The organism is Acinetobacter defluvii (genome assembly GCF_001704615.3).
In the GTDB taxonomy this organism is placed as follows: domain Bacteria; phylum Pseudomonadota; class Gammaproteobacteria; order Pseudomonadales; family Moraxellaceae; genus Acinetobacter; species Acinetobacter defluvii.
Genome location: NZ_CP029397.2, coordinates 1,352,928 through 1,368,645, shown reverse-complemented (window position 1 = coordinate 1,368,645; position 15,718 = coordinate 1,352,928). Strand labels below are relative to the sequence as shown.

Here is a 15,718-nt window from a genome sequence, read left to right as displayed (position 1 = left end):
TCGACTTACAGTATAACGTGTTTTATTTTTAAATCAGTATTCGATAGGTATAAGAATTTAAATAAAAAAAGAGAGCTAAGCGCTCTCTTAAATTGTAAAAATGAATGCCTAAACGATAAAATCATCACCTAAATACACTTCACGTACTGTTTCATTTGCTAATACTTCTTCAGGCGTGCCTTCCGCAATCACTGCACCCTCACTGACAATATAAGCATGTTCACAAATCGCCAATGTTTCACGCACGTTATGGTCTGTGATAAGCACACCAATACCACGATCTTTCAACTGACGGATGATATCTTTAATATCCCCTACCGAAATCGGATCGACCCCTGCAAAAGGTTCATCAAGCAACATAAATTTTGGATCTGCCGCTAAAGCACGAGCAATTTCTGCACGGCGACGCTCACCACCCGATACGCTCATGCCCAAAGAATCTTTGATATGGGTGATTTTAAAATCTTCCAGTAATTCTTTCAGACGTTGTTGACGTTGTTGCTTATTTAAATCTTTACGAGTTTCTAAAATTGCCATGATATTTTCAGCAATGGTTAATTTTCTGAAAATAGACGCTTCTTGTGGTAAATAACCAATGCCTTTTCGAGCACGTTGGTGCATAGCTAAATCAGAAATATCTTCATTATCTAAATGAATTTCGCCTTTGTCCATGCGCACTAAGCCAACCACCATATAGAAACTGGTGGTTTTTCCCGCACCATTAGGTCCAAGCAGTCCAACAATTTGACCACTTTGCATACTAAATGAAACGTCTTTGACCACCCAACGTTTGCTATATACTTTTGCCAGATGTTTGATACATAAGGTTTGTGGTAGGTTGAATGCTTCTGTCATTAATCACGTGCCCCTGGGAAAGTTTTGCTGGCATTCGGTGGAATAATAATTTGCACACGCCCTTTAGATGTTCCAGTTGAACTCGCCCCACCCTCGGCTTCGATATCGCCTTTATTCATACTGTATTTTAAAGTACCACTACGAATACTTGCACCATCTTGGTTTAAATAAGCATTACCAATTAGGTTAATAATCCCAGTTTCAGCGTTATATATGATTTTTTGTGCTTGACCACGTGCTATGCCTTTTGCAGTATCCACTTGTTGCTCAAATTTTGCAGGTGAACCTGTCGCAGTAATGGTACTAATTTGTTTATTTTTATTGAGCTGAGCAACAATTGAAGCAGCTTGTAGCTTCATCGTACCTTGTTCAATTACGACATTACCCGAATAAGTCGTTACCCCAGTTTTATCATTATAGGTTGCTCGATCTGCCAACAATGAAATCGGTTGATTACGGTCAGACGGCAATGCAAATGATGCTGCAGAAACACAGAATAAGCCAGCAAGCCACAAAGATTGTTTTAGGAAAGTTTGTGGTTGGGATAAAAGTTTAGTTCGGTACATACTTTCCTCGAATATGTGAAAATTCGTATTCACCTGTGTTTAAATCTGCATTTAAACCTTGGCTAATAAATGATGCATTTGGTGCCGTTACAGTGACTTCATGCGTTGTTTCTAACACTCGGCGTTTAGGATAACCTGTTAATTCATCCGTTAAAAACACCATTTCACCTTGCTCACCCATTTTTGTGGCTTTGACTTGTCCAGTCAAAATCACTTTTTGGTTATCTTCATAACCATTGGCTTGTTTGGCATAAAATGTTGAATTGACTTGATTATTTTCATACATAGATGCATTCAGATTGGTCACTTTTGAAGTTTGTTTTCGCAAATCCTGCTCAAGATGATCAACCGTCGCACGTAAATATAAATTACCTTTTTCATCAGTTTGTACCACATGGATACCTTCAGCAGAATAGGTCATGCTCTGGGCAGAATCTGCATCCAGTTTTTTACCTTTTCCACTGTAATAGTAATAACCACCACTGACTGCTGCAATGAGCACGGCGGTGACATACAAAACTTTAGTATCCATAAATACTCATCAACATACTGAATTTAAATATAGGACTGCACTATTAATGTGGGATTGAAATGAATTTTTCAAGGAGTTCTTGGTAAACGCCTTTAGACATCAGTAACATATCGCACACTTCACGTACTGCACCACGACCGCCCATCGCCTGAGTAACCAAGTCAGCACGACGACGTACTTCAACATGACCATTCGGTACCGTCACCTTCATGCCTGCGATGGCAAATGCTGACAGATCAGGCCAGTCATCCCCCATATATAAACAATCTTCTGGATCAATATTCAACTGAGCGCAAGCTTCTTTCAATGCAACGCCTTTGTCTTCACGCCCTTGATAGACCAAGTCTACACCCAAATCAGACATGCGTTTTTCAACAATATTACTTTTACGACCAGTGATGATAATGACTTTGATGCCTGCTTGTTGTACTAGCTTCATACCAAGACCATCACGAATATCAAAGGATTTAATTTCATCACCTGAGTTGGTCAGTGTGACAAAACCATCACTTAAAATACCGTCTACATCTAAAATCAACGCTTCAATATGACGTGCTTGTTCCAATAAAACATAAGAAGCCATGCTTTAGTTTACTCCCGCTTGAATCAAATCATGCATACTGATCACGCCAATCACTTTATTGGCATCATTCACTACAATAAATTGATTAATTTTCTTTTCATTCATTTTTTCTAAAGCTTCCACCGCACGTGCTTCTTGTGAAATCGTAGATGGATGTTGAATCATCACCTCAGACACCGCTAAATTCACGTCAAAGCCTTGTTGTTTATCAATCAAACGACGTAAATCACCATCGGTAAAAATACCAAGCAAAGTATCATTTTCATCAACAATGGTGGTTAAACCTAAACGTTTATTGGAAATTTCATACAAGACTTTATTCATTGGGGTATCAGGCGATACTTTTGGCAATTCATCACCTGTATGCATCAAATGTTTGACATGCAACAACAAACGCTTACCCAACGCCCCCGCAGGATGTGAACGGGCAAAATCATCCGACGTAAAACCACGTGCTTCCAATAAGGCAACGGCAAGGGCATCACCCAATGCCAAAGTCGCAGTCGTGCTTGAAGTAGGCGCAAGACCGAGTGGGCAGGCTTCTTGAATATCGCCCAAAGTTAATGCGACATCGGCATTTTGTGGCATCGGTCCCTTGTCATGACCGCTAATGGTAATTAGAGGCACACCCACATGCTTGATCAATGGCATCAGCATCATGATTTCATCGCTTTTACCTGAATAGGAAATCGCAATCAGTACGTCACCTTTGACCAACATACCAAGATCACCATGCCCTGCTTCACCAGGATGCATAAAGAATGATGGCGTTCCTGTCGAAGCAAAAGTTGCTGCCATTTTACGTCCAATATGACCTGACTTACCCATGCCCGTGATCACTAAACGTCCTTTGCACTGTAAAATAATTTCACAAGCTTGGCTAAAGCGTTCATCAATTTGAGATGCTAGGACTTCTAAAGCATGCTCTTCGATACTTAGGGTTTCGAGTGCAACTTTCTGAAAATCAATCTGATTCGGTATATTTGGAGGATTCAAAGTCGATTTACCTGATCTTTGCGAGAGGATCACTCTCTGCAAGCAAAAAATAATTTTGGCAATTTTATCATAGCTATGCAGCGAAGGTATTTTCTAAATGTATAATTTTCATTTTCTTAGCAAAGAATGTGCATAATTTATGTAGAGTGGCAGAGTTTACTGTTTTTTTAATTCACTCTATCTAGGCTATTGGTGTACCCAATAACCATATTTTCCTACAAAATACGTGTGATAATCTTCAACTTCAATATTATAAACATAATCTGAAAAAGCACCTTCAAATCGTTTTTCTATGTCCTGCAATAGTTCAACATTAATTGGCTTTTCAGATAATACATAATTACGATCATGTAAATCTAAATCAAAATCTTGTAATATTCTAGAATACTCTGCAATTTCGATATCATCTCGTCCTTTTCTTAGGACAACGTACTGATCCTTTTCTTGCTCTAGTTTATCCAGATCAAAGCTAAAGTAACATTGATTTTTCCAATAGCCCAAAAGACTGTCATTATCATCTGTTAAAATATACTGAGCAGGGTATTTTCTAAAATCGATAAGTAAATATCCACCATCTTTTGCTCGATAGTCATATTTATTATTACTAAAATAAGCTAGAGCAACACCTTCTATACCCGAACGTGCCAGATAAAAACCACCTAAGTTAAATACATCATGGGTGCCTTCATCTACTTCAAAAACTTGTAATGCTCCCCTAATATTATTATCCAGTGGTGATTCATTTCTATTTAAATTATAAAAAGAAAAAACACCTTTTCCATCCAAATACATATCTTTCAATGGAACCCAGCCTCTGCCAATTTCCCAAAATGGATGGTCATCCGTACAGAAAATACCAAACAGACCTCCCATTAACTCTTTTTTCTCAGCAGATTTAAAAGTATTCACTACACGCTTATAAGCTGTATCACCTTCACCATTTTCAGACAAGGATAAAACCATATCCCCAACTTTGATCTCTTGAATAGGCACTAATCCTTCATTTGTATGTACCAATGTCCCTGCAACAAAACCACTTTCATTGCTCATTTTTTATAGTTCCTTTTACAGGTTTTTATTTTTACTGATGGACCCACAAACCTTGCTCACCCACAAAGTAGGTATGATAATCTTCAACTTCAAAATTATAAACGGAGCATTGCAAGGTAGGAATTTTTTCAAGATTACCACCCACCTTAGCACAGATTTGTTCATAATTTTCTCTAAAATCTTTTACAATCACTGAATGATTTTGAAAATTTGCTTCCACATAATTACCAATAAAATAATTCCTTAGGCTTGATCTACCTTCAAGGATATTTCCACCTACAATCTTATAATTATGTTGATCAAAATAGACAATGGTATCAAATGGCTTATTATTATCTATTGATGATCTATCGACAAAACCATAATCACGATTAACGTCTTGCACTGGTGCAATGTTCACAACTTCATAAGTGTTACTATCACTATATTGAGGATGAGCAACTAAAACTCGATCATACATTTTTAAATCACGTGCTGCTTGCCAGCTACCACTACGCGCATTAATTTGATCTATATCATTTTGACTATCCCATTCTTCAATAAACAGGCTATTGATGACATAGATAGGATGTCCTGCTGTTAAATAAATCATTTCATAAATATTGTGTAGAATTCCATCTTCAACATACTCTAGATCTGGATTTAAAGTCTTTCTAATAATGAGTTCATAAATTTCTTCTGACTCTGCCTTAAATGTATTCACAACACGTTTATATTCACGGACTGTCCTATCCCTTTGCTCAGGACTCGATAGCACCATATCCCCAACTTTGATCTCTTGAATAGGCACTAAACCTTTATTTGTATGAACCAACGTCCCTGCGACAAAACCACTATTTTTCTTCATTTTATTTTCCCCAAGCATTTAGCATTCTTTTATACAAATTTGTTATTTTGCAAAACAACTGCAATTTAAAAGCATTTCTCTCAAAACGCAATCAAAAACCTATCTTTCTTTTCATTTTAACTTTATGAAAAAAAACACATAGGTTAAGATGACTCACCATTTTCATGAAGCATTTAGAAGACCTATGCAACCTTTTGTTCTTTACAACTCTGAGCAACGTAAAAAAGTTGAATTTGTTCCACGTAAAGAAGGACATATCGACATGTATGTATGTGGTATGACAGTTTACGATTACTGTCATATTGGACATGCGCGTGTCATGGTTGCATTTGACTACATTATCCGTTTCTTACGTAGTCAAGGTTGGAATGTCAAATATGTTCGTAATATCACGGATATTGATGACAAAATCATTGCTCGTGCCAACGAAAATGGTGAAAGCATTACTGCATTAACAGACCGCTTTATTAAAGCCATGAATGATGATGCAGCACGTTTAGGTTGTGCTGAACCTGATGAAGCACCACGTGCAACAGAATACATCGATCAAATGCAAAACATGATCGGCACTTTGGTCAATAAAGGCACTGCGTATCCATCTGAAAATGGTGATGTCTATTTTGAAGTTGAAAAATTTCCAAAATATGGTCGCCTTTCAGGTCGTAAACTGGAAGATATGCAAGCAGGTGCATCTGAACGTGTTGATGTAGAAGTTGAGAAAAAACATCCTTTCGACTTCGTACTTTGGAAACATGCCAAAGAAAATGAGCCTTCATGGGCTTCACCTTGGGGCAATGGTCGCCCGGGTTGGCATATTGAATGTTCTGCCATGTCGACCTGCTGCTTAGGTAATCACTTCGATATTCATGGTGGTGGTTCAGACTTAACTTTCCCGCATCATGAAAATGAAATCGCCCAATCGGAAGCATCAACAGGCGAGCAATATGTGAATTATTGGATGCATGTTGGTTTCATCAATGTTGATGGCGAGAAAATGTCAAAGTCTTTGGGCAATTTCTTTACCATTCGTGATGTGATGGAAAAATTCCACCCTGAAGTGATTCGTTATTTCATTGTGTCTTCACACTATCGTAGCCCTGTAAACTTCTCTGACTTTGCTTTAAAAGAAGCAAAAAATGCCTTAACCCGTTTCTATCATGCGTTTAAAGCCTATGAGCAAGTTTATGGCGACAAAACAGTTGATACTTTAGATGAAACTTTGGTTGAACGCTTTAATAGTGCCATGCGTGATGACTTTAATACCTCAGAAGCGATTGCAGTTCTGTTTGAAATTATCAAAGAGTTAAATCGTGCAGTGAAAGATGAAAATGCTGAACAATCTGCGATTTATTATTCAACTTTACGCTATCTGACAAATATTTTAGGTTTAGGTCAACATAATGTCGATGAGTTTTTAAAGTCAGATATTGGTCAGGAAGCACTTGGTCTGTCTGAAGCTGATATTGAAGATTTGATTCAACAACGTGTTGATGCCAAAAAAGCCAAAGATTTTGCTAAAGCTGATAGTATTCGTCAGTCTTTATTAGATCAAGGCGTGGTATTAGAAGATACTCGTCAAGGTACTGTTTGGCGTCGAGCAGATTAAAGACAATTTATTTTCTATGTTTGATGAGTTTAAAAAGCAGGATTTTTCCTGCTTTTTAAATTTAATGACAATGATAATCGCCAGTTTTACTATTGGTATGACAACCTTGTGAGTTTGTACCACCTGAATGAGCATTTGCAGCATTTGCTGTTAAAATAGTTATTCAATTATTTCAAGTTATATTAAAAAACCGCATTCAAATATGATGCGGCTGTCTAGTTCTTAATTAAAAAAATAGAAATTATTACAACCGTCAAGCTGACTTCATACTTCCTGTTTCTTCAAACTGTGCATGCCAAGACAAAGCTTCACGCAATACATGTGGGGTTTGCCCCCCCAAGGCACATGCACGTTCAAAATAATTCAACAAATCAGCCTTATAGCTTGGATGCGCACAATTTTCGATAATTTTTAAGGCACGCTCACGTGGTGCAAGTCCACGCAAATCTGCCAAACCTTGCTCAGTCACCAACACATCAATATCATGTTCAGCATGGTCACAATGGCTTACCATCGGCACAACCGAAGAAATTGCGCCACCTTTGGCAATGGATTTAGTCACAAAAATCGCTAAATGCGCATGACGGGTAAAATCACCCGATCCCCCGATGCCATTCATCATTTTTGTACCCGTCACATGAGTTGAGTTGACGTTGCCATAGATGTCGAATTCAAGTGCCGTATTAATAGCAATAATACCTAAACGACGAATAATTTCCGGATTATTAGAAAGCTCCTGCGGACGCAAAACGATTTTATCTTTATAGCGTTCAAAATTATTCATCACACGCTTGGCACATTCATCCGACAAAGTCATCGAACAACCTGAGGCAAATTTCATTTTCCCTGAATCAATCAACTGAAAAGTACAGTCTTGTAAAACTTCGGAATACATTTCCAAATCGTGAAAATTTGAATGTTCAAAACCTGCAAAAACTGCATTAGCAATCGAACCAACACCCGATTGAAGTGGTCCTAAATTTTCAGGCAAACGTCCGACTGCAACTTCATTTTCAAAAAAGTGAATTAAATGCTTGGCAATCGCAAGGGTTTCATTATCTGCCTCATCCATTTTGAATGACGTATCTGGAATATCATTTAAAACAATGGCAGAAATTTTGCTTGGATCAACATGAATACCGATCGTACCAATCCGATCCCCCGCTTCAGTTAAAGGAATCGGTTCACGATTTGGACGTGCCTTAGGTACATAAATATCATGTGCACCTTCTAAGACTGGGCTAATAGTGTTGTCAATTTCAATAATCACATGATCTGCCATTTCAATAAAATTGGCAGAGTTACCACATGAACCTGTAGGAATGATTTGACCATCTTCGGTAATTGCAGTTGCAGCAACCACCGCAACATTAATTTTAGGGAGGTTTTTATGGCGAATGTTATCTGCTAATTCTGATAAATGTTGATCGATATACATCACTTCACCATTGTTAATGGCTTTACGTAAAGTCGGATCTGCCTGATAAGGATAACGACGTGCCAAAGCATGGGCATCATTCAAACGTCCATCAATGCGATTGCCTAAACTCGCACCTGTCGCCAAAGTAATTTTCATCGGATGATTTTGGGCATAATCTGCCAACGCTAGCGGTACAGTTTTTGCCTCACCTGCACCACCAAAACCACTTAAACCTACTACAGCACCATCTTGAATAAATGCAATTGCCTTTTCTACAGACATGACTTTTTCGTGCAAAGCTGCACAGCGAATACGTTCTAAACCGTTAATCATTGAAAAATCTCAAAAATACATCTAAAAATTAAAAATACAGCATGTAAATATCCAACACCCTTGCGCGCAAGGATGTTGGTCAATCTTGAGTAATCAAATTTTAAAAAATTAACAAATGGACGGATTAAACCAATTCAATCGCAATTGCGGTTGCTTCGCCACCACCAATACACAATGATGCAATCCCTTTTTTACCACCAGTGCGTTTTAGAGCATGAATCAAAGTTACGATGATACGTGAGCCTGAAGAACCCAAGGGATGACCAAGTGCACATGCACCGCCATTGATATTGACTTTTTCACGGTCTAAATTAAAACCATCAATTGCAAGCATAGCCACCATCGCAAAAGCTTCATTGACTTCCCAAAGATCAACTTCTTTAGCTTTCCAGCCTGTTTGTTTTAATACTTTTTCAATTGCGCCTACAGGTGCAATGGTGAACTCAGATGGATGTTGTGAGTTGGTTGCGTATGCTAAAACTTTGGCTAATGGTTTTAACCCGCGTTCTGCTGCAATTTCTTCCGATGTGACAACTAGTGCTGATGCACCATCTGAAATTGAACTGGCATTGGCAGCAGTAATCGTACCGTCTTTCTTAAATGCTGGGCGTAAGGTTGGTATTTTATCCACTTTAGCATTTAAAGGTTGTTCATCTTGATCTACAACCACATCGCCTTTACGTGAAGATACTGTGACAGGTACGATTTCATCTTTGAAATAACCATTATTCACCGCTTCAACCGCTTTATTTAAAGAGCTCATCGCATAAGCATCTTGTTGTGCACGGGTATAGCCTTTTTTATCTGCCATTTCTTGTGCAAGAATACCCATCGATAAACCTGTTTCAGCATCTTCCAAACCTTCTTGGAACATATGGTCAGTTACTTTACCATGTCCCATACGATAGCCTGCACGTGCTTTATCGAGTAAGTATGGCGCATTTGACATGGACTCCATGCCCCCTGCGACTACGATATTTGCTGAGCCTGCTTTGATGGCATCGGCTGCTTGCATTACCGCCTTCATCCCAGAACCACAGATTTTATTGATAGTAGTTGCCCCTGTAGTATCTGGCAAACCCGCCTGACGCATTGCTTGACGTGCAGGACCCTGTTTTAAACCTGCTGGCAGTACACAGCCAAAAATCACTTCATCAATATCAGTTGGCTGCAAACCTGCACGTGCAACAGCTTCTTTAATCGCTACTGCACCTAGATCAGGTGCAGTACATGCTGATAATGCACCTTGAAAACCACCCATTGCAGTACGAACTGCGTCTACAATTACGATCATTGTTATCTACCTATTCCATCTATTTTCAGTTTTGTTGTGAGTTTTGAGTCAGCGAACTGACTCAAAATTGTCCATGATTGATTTTGAATCATGTTTGAATAAACAATTGTTAGCGCAGATGAGAGCATTACATAAGTAATGATCTTTCCCTCTCCTTTCAGGATGAAAAACATCATTTCGCAAGAGGGAGAGGTTTATTTATGTAAACCCCTCATCCTAACCATCTTCCTGAGCCATATATAGCGCAAGAGGAGGAACTCTGATTGCAAATTTTTAACCTACCTAATTCATACTTCACGTCTAAAAACTTATTTAAGCCTGCGCTGTAAAATAATCTTCAGGCAACTGCATTACCAACGCTGCACCCGCATGAATACGTTGTGTACGTGCAGCCAAGTCAGGAAGCACTTTCGCAACATAATACTGCGCCAAAACCAATTTATTTTGGTAGAAGCTTTCTGACTTCGTTTGTGCAGCTTGTGCAATGCGTGCAAACATATAAGTGAAGCTGAGTAAGCCAACTGCATGCAAATAGTCTACCGCTACAGCATTCGAAAAATCAGGATTGCTCTTCGCTTGCTCAATAATAAACTGTGTCAATGCTTCAACTTGATTACATACATCTAAAGTTGTAGCTTTAATGCTTAAATCATCCTCCATAGACGCTGCAAACTCACGAATTTCAGCGATATATTCAGCAATGAATGCACCATTGGATTTAATGGTTTTACGACCAATCAAATCAATTGCTTGCACACCATTGGTTCCTTCGTAAATCTGAGCAATACGCAAATCACGAATACACTGTTCCATACCCCATTCACGGATATAACCATGCCCACCAAAACACATTTGCGCCTCTAAAGCCGAATCCAAAGCTTTATCTGTTAAATAGGCTTTCGCAATTGGTGTGAGTAATGCGACACGATCATTGGCTTTACGCACTGCCTCAGCATCGTTGGAGAATTTAGTAATATCTAATTGCTGACCTACATAAACAGCAAAAGCACGAGATGCTTCATTATTGGCACGTATATTCAACAACATGCGACGCACATCACCATGCACCAAAATAGAGTCAGCAGGTTTTTCAGGAGATTTCGCACCTGTAGCAGCACGACCTTGTAAACGATCAGTCGCATATTGCGCTGCATTTTGATACGCATATTCAGATGCACCAATACCCTGAATACCCATAGATAAACGCTCATAGTTCATCATGATAAACATCGCTGCCAAGCCTTGATTTTCTTTACCCACCAAGAAACCTTTGGCTGCATCAAAATTCATCACACACGTAGCAGAGCCTTTGATGCCCATTTTATGTTCAATTGAGCCTGCCCCAAGTGTATTACGCTCACCCAAAGAACCATCTGCATTAACTAAAAATTTCGGCACGATAAACAGTGAAATACCACGTGAGCCCGCAGGTGCATTCGGTGTTTTTGCCAAGACGAGATGAATAATGTTTTCACATAGATCATGTTCACCACTGGTAATAAAAATCTTAGTACCCGTGATGTTATAAGAACCATCTGCATTGGGTTCAGCTTTGGTTTTGATAATGCCTAAGTCTGTGCCTGAATGTGGCTCAGTCAGACACATGGTGCCTGACCACTCACCTGTATAAAATTTTGGTAAATAAGTCGCTTTTTGCTCTTCAGATGCAGCTTGATCGATTGCCATACCCGCCCCCACAGTCAAAAGTGGATACAGCATAAACGATGGGTTCGCACTCCAGATCATTTCATCTGCAAGGACAGTCAGCATTTTAGGCATGCCCTGACCACCCCACGCTTCATTTGCACCTAAGCCGACCCACCCCCCTTCAGCAAATTGTTGGAATGCTGCTTTAAAGCCTTTTGGTGTTGTAACCACACCATGATTAAACTGAGCACCGCCTTCTTCATCGGCTGTCCGATTTAAATCAAGGATGACATTTTTAGAAAATTTTGCCATTTCTTGCAAAATAGCGTTGGCTGTTGCCATATCCAAATGAGCTAAATTTTCATTGTTTTGCCAAAATTGTTCCGCTTTAAACACATCATTTAAAATAAAATCCATGTCTTTGAGCGGTGCATTATAGATAGGCATGTCGCATTCCTTTTTGCAAGCTTCTGTTTACGCAGAAGCCTTTTTACATAATAAAAATTATTGAAATGACATTTGTAATTTCAATAAGCATATGACAGGTTCAAATTTGCTTGAAATATCAAGTTTTAAAATATTTCTCTAAAATGTTTTTATAGTGCAATCCATAGAATTCTAAGCGAAGTGAATGCCTTAAAATCAATCTCATTGGCTTAAAATAAATCTAGTAATATTCAAAACACTCATTGGCAAATATTAAACAGTATATGCTGATGTAAGCCCCAAAATGGCATTACATATTTGTACATTTCAAACTTCTTAAAGTTTAAATTGCGCAAAAACAATAAATGAAATTTTTGAAAATTGGAATTTTATTCCTTGATAATGACCTCATAGGTTCAGTTTTCTTGACAACTAAAACATCAAAGTAGGATATTGAATGATTATGTGATTTTTATAGTTAAATTTAGAATTTCTAGCCAAAACTAGACGATAGTTTTATTCATACCTAAGAATACCTGTTATAATTCATGTTCGCTCTTTAATCCATCATTTGGAACTATTTCAATGAGTACAGTTCGCCAACAAAATTTTCTACTCAGAAAAGAGAAAATTTTAGCCATGGCAGAAACCCTTTTACTCGATAACAACCAAGATATTACCCTTGCTGAATTGGCGGCAGAGTTAGATATTGCCAAAGGTACCATTTATAAACATTTTAAAAGCAAAAACCAGTTGTACCTAGAATTGATTATCCTTAATGAAAAACGCTTATTGGAAATTTCTAAAAACCATAATCACGATATTAAGACCTATGTATCGCAATATATGCTTTACAACATGCTTAATTCAAATCGTACGATTTTACTGCATGTCATTGAAGAACGCCTCACCAATAATGAGCGTAAACTCAAAGACTTATTTGAACAATTATATCAAGTTCGTGAAGCTCGGATTTTAGAAATACGAGATTTATTTGCGGATCATTTAAAATCTTTGAACAGCATCATGTCCATCCGAGATTATCTTTCGTATATTTGGACGGTCACCTATGGAGCCTCACTCCTGTTAAATTCAACCCATTATCAAAAATCAATTGGCTCTCGTGAGCGTTTAATCAAACTTTATGTAAATCAAGCCCTGATGACACCAGATAAGTTAACAGATGCAGATCATCAAACTGCATAAATTTTGAAACAAAGTTTTATTCACTGACATAAGTACTTATTTACTATCTATCTTTATGATTTTTTCTAGGGTCTTGATATTTTAAATTCAACAACTGACTGGGCAAAGGCATCGAATTTACCTGACTGAAAATCTCATAGCACATATGTCTCAGCCACTGATGACTGGTTTTATGATGGCAAGACATATGCCAATACTGCTTAATCGAATAAGTTGGAAATGAAATGGGCGCAGGTAAAATCTGTAAATTTCCTCGTGACAATAATACTTGACTTAAATAATACGGTACAGTTGCAATCGAATCCGTATCTTGCACTACCAAGCCTACGCCTAAGTAACTCGGAATACGCATCAAAACATGACGTTTTAAATCCAGATTTAACAACTCATTGGCAATGTGGTAATGCCCTACACCTGCATCAATGTCAATATGCGATTCACTTAAATATTGCTCAACCGTAATTTTTTGCTCGCTCAAACGTGGGTGATCTTTCGATGCAATCACCACATAAAATTGTTCAAATAATTTTTGTTGATAAAAACCGTTTTCTAGATGTGGTAAAAAACCGATAGCTAAATCTATTTCACCATTTGCCATTTGATAACTGGTTTCAGAAGTGATCGCACGCACATTTAGTTTTACATGTGGTGCATGTTGTTTTAAATATTGGGAAATTTTTGGTAATAATACCAAATGTGAAACATCAGTCATGGCAATGGTAAATTGCTGCTGTGATGCGGCTTGATCAAAATTAACACTAAAGTTATTGATAATTTCAACTTTACTTAAGGCTTCGCTGACCAAGGGAAATAACTGCTTCGACAACTCAGTCGGCACCATTTCATTGCCTATACGTAAAAACAACGGATCATTATAATGTGCACGAATTTTATTTAGGATGTTACTCACCGTCGGCTGACTCATTTCCAAATGATCCGCCGCCAACGATACGCTTTTAAATTTATAAATATGATAAAAAATGCTGAGTAGTTTACAATCCAGTTCAAACACGTATTTCAATCTCACCTTTTATTGTGACGTTAAATTAGTCATATGTTGTCATCCACATTACTTTATATAATCTACCTTTTTTACTTATTTTCCAATGTTCAAATTTAGTCATATTTAGAGAAATAACCTAGTTTCAATGTATTTGTACATTTTTATTTCAAAATAAAAAAGAATATCCTTATGAGAATATTCTTTTAACTGCAAAAGCAGTTTATTTTTGAGCTGTAGGACAATTATTCTTCAACAAATAAATCAACCATGAGTTCTTCATCTGAGTTCTCATAACGGTATTGATCTAAATTGGTTTCGCCACGTTCTTTTAATATCTGCTCATCAATTATCAAACGACCTGTTAAGGCTCGATTTTCACTGATTAAAATCTGATATGCTGCATCTGCCATAATGCTTGGTTTGCGAGATCGAGGGAATAAGGCTTTCCCTGCTGAAAATTCAACTGCGGCTGTAGCAATAATGGTTCTTGGCCATAATGAATTGACACTGATCCCATAATTAGCAAATTCTTGGTTCATGCCAATTGTCAACATACTCATACCATATTTGGTGATGGTATACGGTGCATAACTTGTAAACCATTTTGGATCCAAATTTAAAGGTGGAGAAAGATTTAAGATATGCGGATTTTTACTTTGTTTTAAATATGGCAATGCCGCTTGGCTACACACCAACACCGCACGGGTATTAATTTGATACATCAAATCAAAACGCTTAGGATCAAGTGCTTCTACACCTGATAACTTAATTGCACCTGCATTATTAATTAAAATATCAATGCTCCCAAAATGGTCAAAAGCTTGTTTCATTGCCAGAGCAACTGCCTCTTGATCACGTACATCGAGCTGCAATGCTAGAGCTTGACCACCTGCTGCTTCAACTTCTTTGGCAACAGTATAAATAGAACCACCTAATTTTGGATGCGCTTCGGTAGATTTTGCAGCAATCACGATATTTGCACCATCACATGCAGCACGTAAGGCGATTTCACGTCCAATTCCTCGACTTGCACCTGTAATAAATACAGTTTTTCCTTTTAATGACATAGTTGCCTCAATTATTTATTTTTTTACTCTCCGAATGTACTGAATAAAATGCCACCACCCTAGTACAAAATGTTCCAAAATCATGGTTAAACTCAGGAAAATCTTTACTTCATGCCAACTTATCAGTCATCTAAAAAGATTGTAATTTTTTAAAAATGCTATCAGCCCTCAGCTATATGCAATAAATTTTTATAATTGTAGAGGCTCTAAACTAGCAAAATGGTAATGTGAGTTTAGCGCTTTTAATTTTAAATAGAATGAGAAATATCGCTATACAACATTTCTCA

General features: G+C 37.8%; 14 protein-coding genes and 1 pseudogene. 2 read left to right on the top strand and 13 right to left on the bottom strand.

Features of this window, described 5'->3' with window-relative positions; translation table 11 throughout:
* Positions 1–108: 108 nt before the first annotated feature.
* From lptB to DJ533_RS08805, 7 genes are all read right to left on the bottom strand, one after another.
* Entirely contained in the window at positions 109–855 is a 747-nt protein-coding gene (lptB, locus tag DJ533_RS08835; RefSeq protein ID WP_065992182.1) for an LPS export ABC transporter ATP-binding protein, read from the bottom strand.
* Positions 855–1,421, bottom strand: a complete 567-nt coding sequence (gene lptA / locus DJ533_RS08830; protein WP_065992176.1) for a lipopolysaccharide transport periplasmic protein LptA — start codon at positions 1,419–1,421, stop codon at positions 855–857. The genes lptB and lptA overlap by 1 nt, the downstream gene beginning before the upstream one ends.
* Entirely contained in the window at positions 1,408–1,953 is a 546-nt protein-coding gene (gene lptC / locus DJ533_RS08825) for an LPS export ABC transporter periplasmic protein LptC (protein WP_065992173.1), read from the bottom strand. Before lptC ends, lptA begins: the two co-directional genes overlap by 14 nt.
* Before the next feature lie 43 nt (positions 1,954–1,996).
* A complete protein-coding gene (locus DJ533_RS08820; RefSeq protein WP_065992172.1) occupies positions 1,997–2,536 on the bottom strand; it encodes a KdsC family phosphatase in 540 nt (179 codons plus the stop codon).
* Between the two features lie 3 nt (positions 2,537–2,539).
* Complete coding sequence (locus DJ533_RS08815; RefSeq protein ID WP_065992441.1) at positions 2,540–3,517, bottom strand: KpsF/GutQ family sugar-phosphate isomerase; 978 nt, start codon at positions 3,515–3,517, stop codon at positions 2,540–2,542.
* Between the two features lie 201 nt (positions 3,518–3,718).
* Positions 3,719–4,582, bottom strand: a complete 864-nt coding sequence (locus DJ533_RS08810; RefSeq protein WP_065992171.1) for a hypothetical protein — start codon at positions 4,580–4,582, stop codon at positions 3,719–3,721.
* Positions 4,583–4,613: 31 nt separating this feature from the next.
* Positions 4,614–5,429, bottom strand: coding sequence for a Hint domain-containing protein (locus DJ533_RS08805; protein WP_065992439.1), 816 nt, complete (start codon positions 5,427–5,429; stop codon positions 4,614–4,616).
* A 184-nt stretch (positions 5,430–5,613) separates the two neighbouring features.
* Between DJ533_RS08805 and cysS the strand changes: the two genes are divergently transcribed.
* Positions 5,614–7,035 carry a cysteine--tRNA ligase gene (gene cysS / locus DJ533_RS08800; RefSeq protein ID WP_065992170.1) on the top strand — a complete coding sequence of 474 codons (1,422 nt, stop codon included), beginning with the start codon at positions 5,614–5,616 and terminating at the stop codon, positions 7,033–7,035.
* A gap of 61 nt (positions 7,036–7,096) precedes the next feature.
* On the opposite strand, the pseudogene DJ533_RS08795 reads toward cysS, so the two are convergent.
* The 4 genes and pseudogenes from DJ533_RS08795 to DJ533_RS08780 form a co-directional block, all read right to left on the bottom strand.
* Positions 7,097–7,174, bottom strand: a pseudogene (locus tag DJ533_RS08795) (YHYH domain-containing protein); the annotation flags it as partial.
* Between the two features lie 114 nt (positions 7,175–7,288).
* Positions 7,289–8,788 carry a succinate CoA transferase gene (locus tag DJ533_RS08790; RefSeq protein WP_065992169.1) on the bottom strand — a complete coding sequence of 500 codons (1,500 nt, stop codon included), beginning with the start codon at positions 8,786–8,788 and terminating at the stop codon, positions 7,289–7,291.
* A 124-nt stretch (positions 8,789–8,912) separates the two neighbouring features.
* On the bottom strand, positions 8,913–10,088 hold the full coding sequence (locus DJ533_RS08785) for a thiolase family protein (protein WP_065992168.1): 1,176 nt from the start codon (positions 10,086–10,088) through the stop codon (positions 8,913–8,915).
* A 306-nt stretch (positions 10,089–10,394) separates the two neighbouring features.
* The gene (locus DJ533_RS08780) at positions 10,395–12,176 is read right to left on the bottom strand and encodes an acyl-CoA dehydrogenase C-terminal domain-containing protein (protein ID WP_065992159.1); all 1,782 of its coding nucleotides are present in this window, start codon (positions 12,174–12,176) and stop codon (positions 10,395–10,397) included.
* Positions 12,177–12,740: 564 nt separating this feature from the next.
* On the opposite strand from DJ533_RS08780, the gene DJ533_RS08775 reads away from it, so the two are divergent.
* Positions 12,741–13,361: a TetR/AcrR family transcriptional regulator gene (locus DJ533_RS08775; protein ID WP_065992157.1), complete on the top strand. Its 621-nt coding sequence runs from the start codon at positions 12,741–12,743 to the stop codon at positions 13,359–13,361.
* 43 nt (positions 13,362–13,404) lie between these two features.
* On the opposite strand, the gene DJ533_RS08770 is transcribed toward DJ533_RS08775, so the two are convergent.
* Both DJ533_RS08770 and DJ533_RS08765 read right to left on the bottom strand, forming a co-directional pair.
* Positions 13,405–14,373 carry a LysR substrate-binding domain-containing protein gene (locus DJ533_RS08770; RefSeq protein WP_065992155.1) on the bottom strand — a complete coding sequence of 323 codons (969 nt, stop codon included), beginning with the start codon at positions 14,371–14,373 and terminating at the stop codon, positions 13,405–13,407.
* A 233-nt stretch (positions 14,374–14,606) separates the two neighbouring features.
* Positions 14,607–15,431 (bottom strand): SDR family oxidoreductase, encoded by an 825-nt coding sequence (locus tag DJ533_RS08765; RefSeq protein WP_065992153.1) that lies wholly within the window; start codon positions 15,429–15,431, stop codon positions 14,607–14,609.
* Between the last annotated feature and the right edge of the window lie 287 nt (positions 15,432–15,718).

Excerpts from the sequence above, each read along its gene's own strand:
- DJ533_RS08810 (WP_065992171.1), bottom strand. The coding sequence starts at position 4,582 with ATGAGCAATGAAAGTGGTTTTGTTGCAGGGACATTGGTACATACAAAT.
- cysS (WP_065992170.1), top strand. The coding sequence starts at position 5,614 with ATGCAACCTTTTGTTCTTTACAACTCTGAGCAACGTAAAAAAGTTGAA.
- lptC (WP_065992173.1), bottom strand. The coding sequence starts at position 1,953 with ATGGATACTAAAGTTTTGTATGTCACCGCCGTGCTCATTGCAGCAGTC.
- lptA (WP_065992176.1), bottom strand. The coding sequence starts at position 1,421 with ATGTACCGAACTAAACTTTTATCCCAACCACAAACTTTCCTAAAACAA.
- DJ533_RS08775 (WP_065992157.1), top strand. The coding sequence starts at position 12,741 with ATGAGTACAGTTCGCCAACAAAATTTTCTACTCAGAAAAGAGAAAATT.
- DJ533_RS08765 (WP_065992153.1), bottom strand. The coding sequence starts at position 15,431 with ATGTCATTAAAAGGAAAAACTGTATTTATTACAGGTGCAAGTCGAGGA.
- DJ533_RS08790 (WP_065992169.1), bottom strand. The coding sequence starts at position 8,788 with ATGATTAACGGTTTAGAACGTATTCGCTGTGCAGCTTTGCACGAAAAA.
- DJ533_RS08805 (WP_065992439.1), bottom strand. The coding sequence starts at position 5,429 with ATGAAGAAAAATAGTGGTTTTGTCGCAGGGACGTTGGTTCATACAAAT.
- lptB (WP_065992182.1), bottom strand. The coding sequence starts at position 855 with ATGACAGAAGCATTCAACCTACCACAAACCTTATGTATCAAACATCTG.
- DJ533_RS08820 (WP_065992172.1), bottom strand. The coding sequence starts at position 2,536 with ATGGCTTCTTATGTTTTATTGGAACAAGCACGTCATATTGAAGCGTTG.
- DJ533_RS08780 (WP_065992159.1), bottom strand. The coding sequence starts at position 12,176 with ATGCCTATCTATAATGCACCGCTCAAAGACATGGATTTTATTTTAAAT.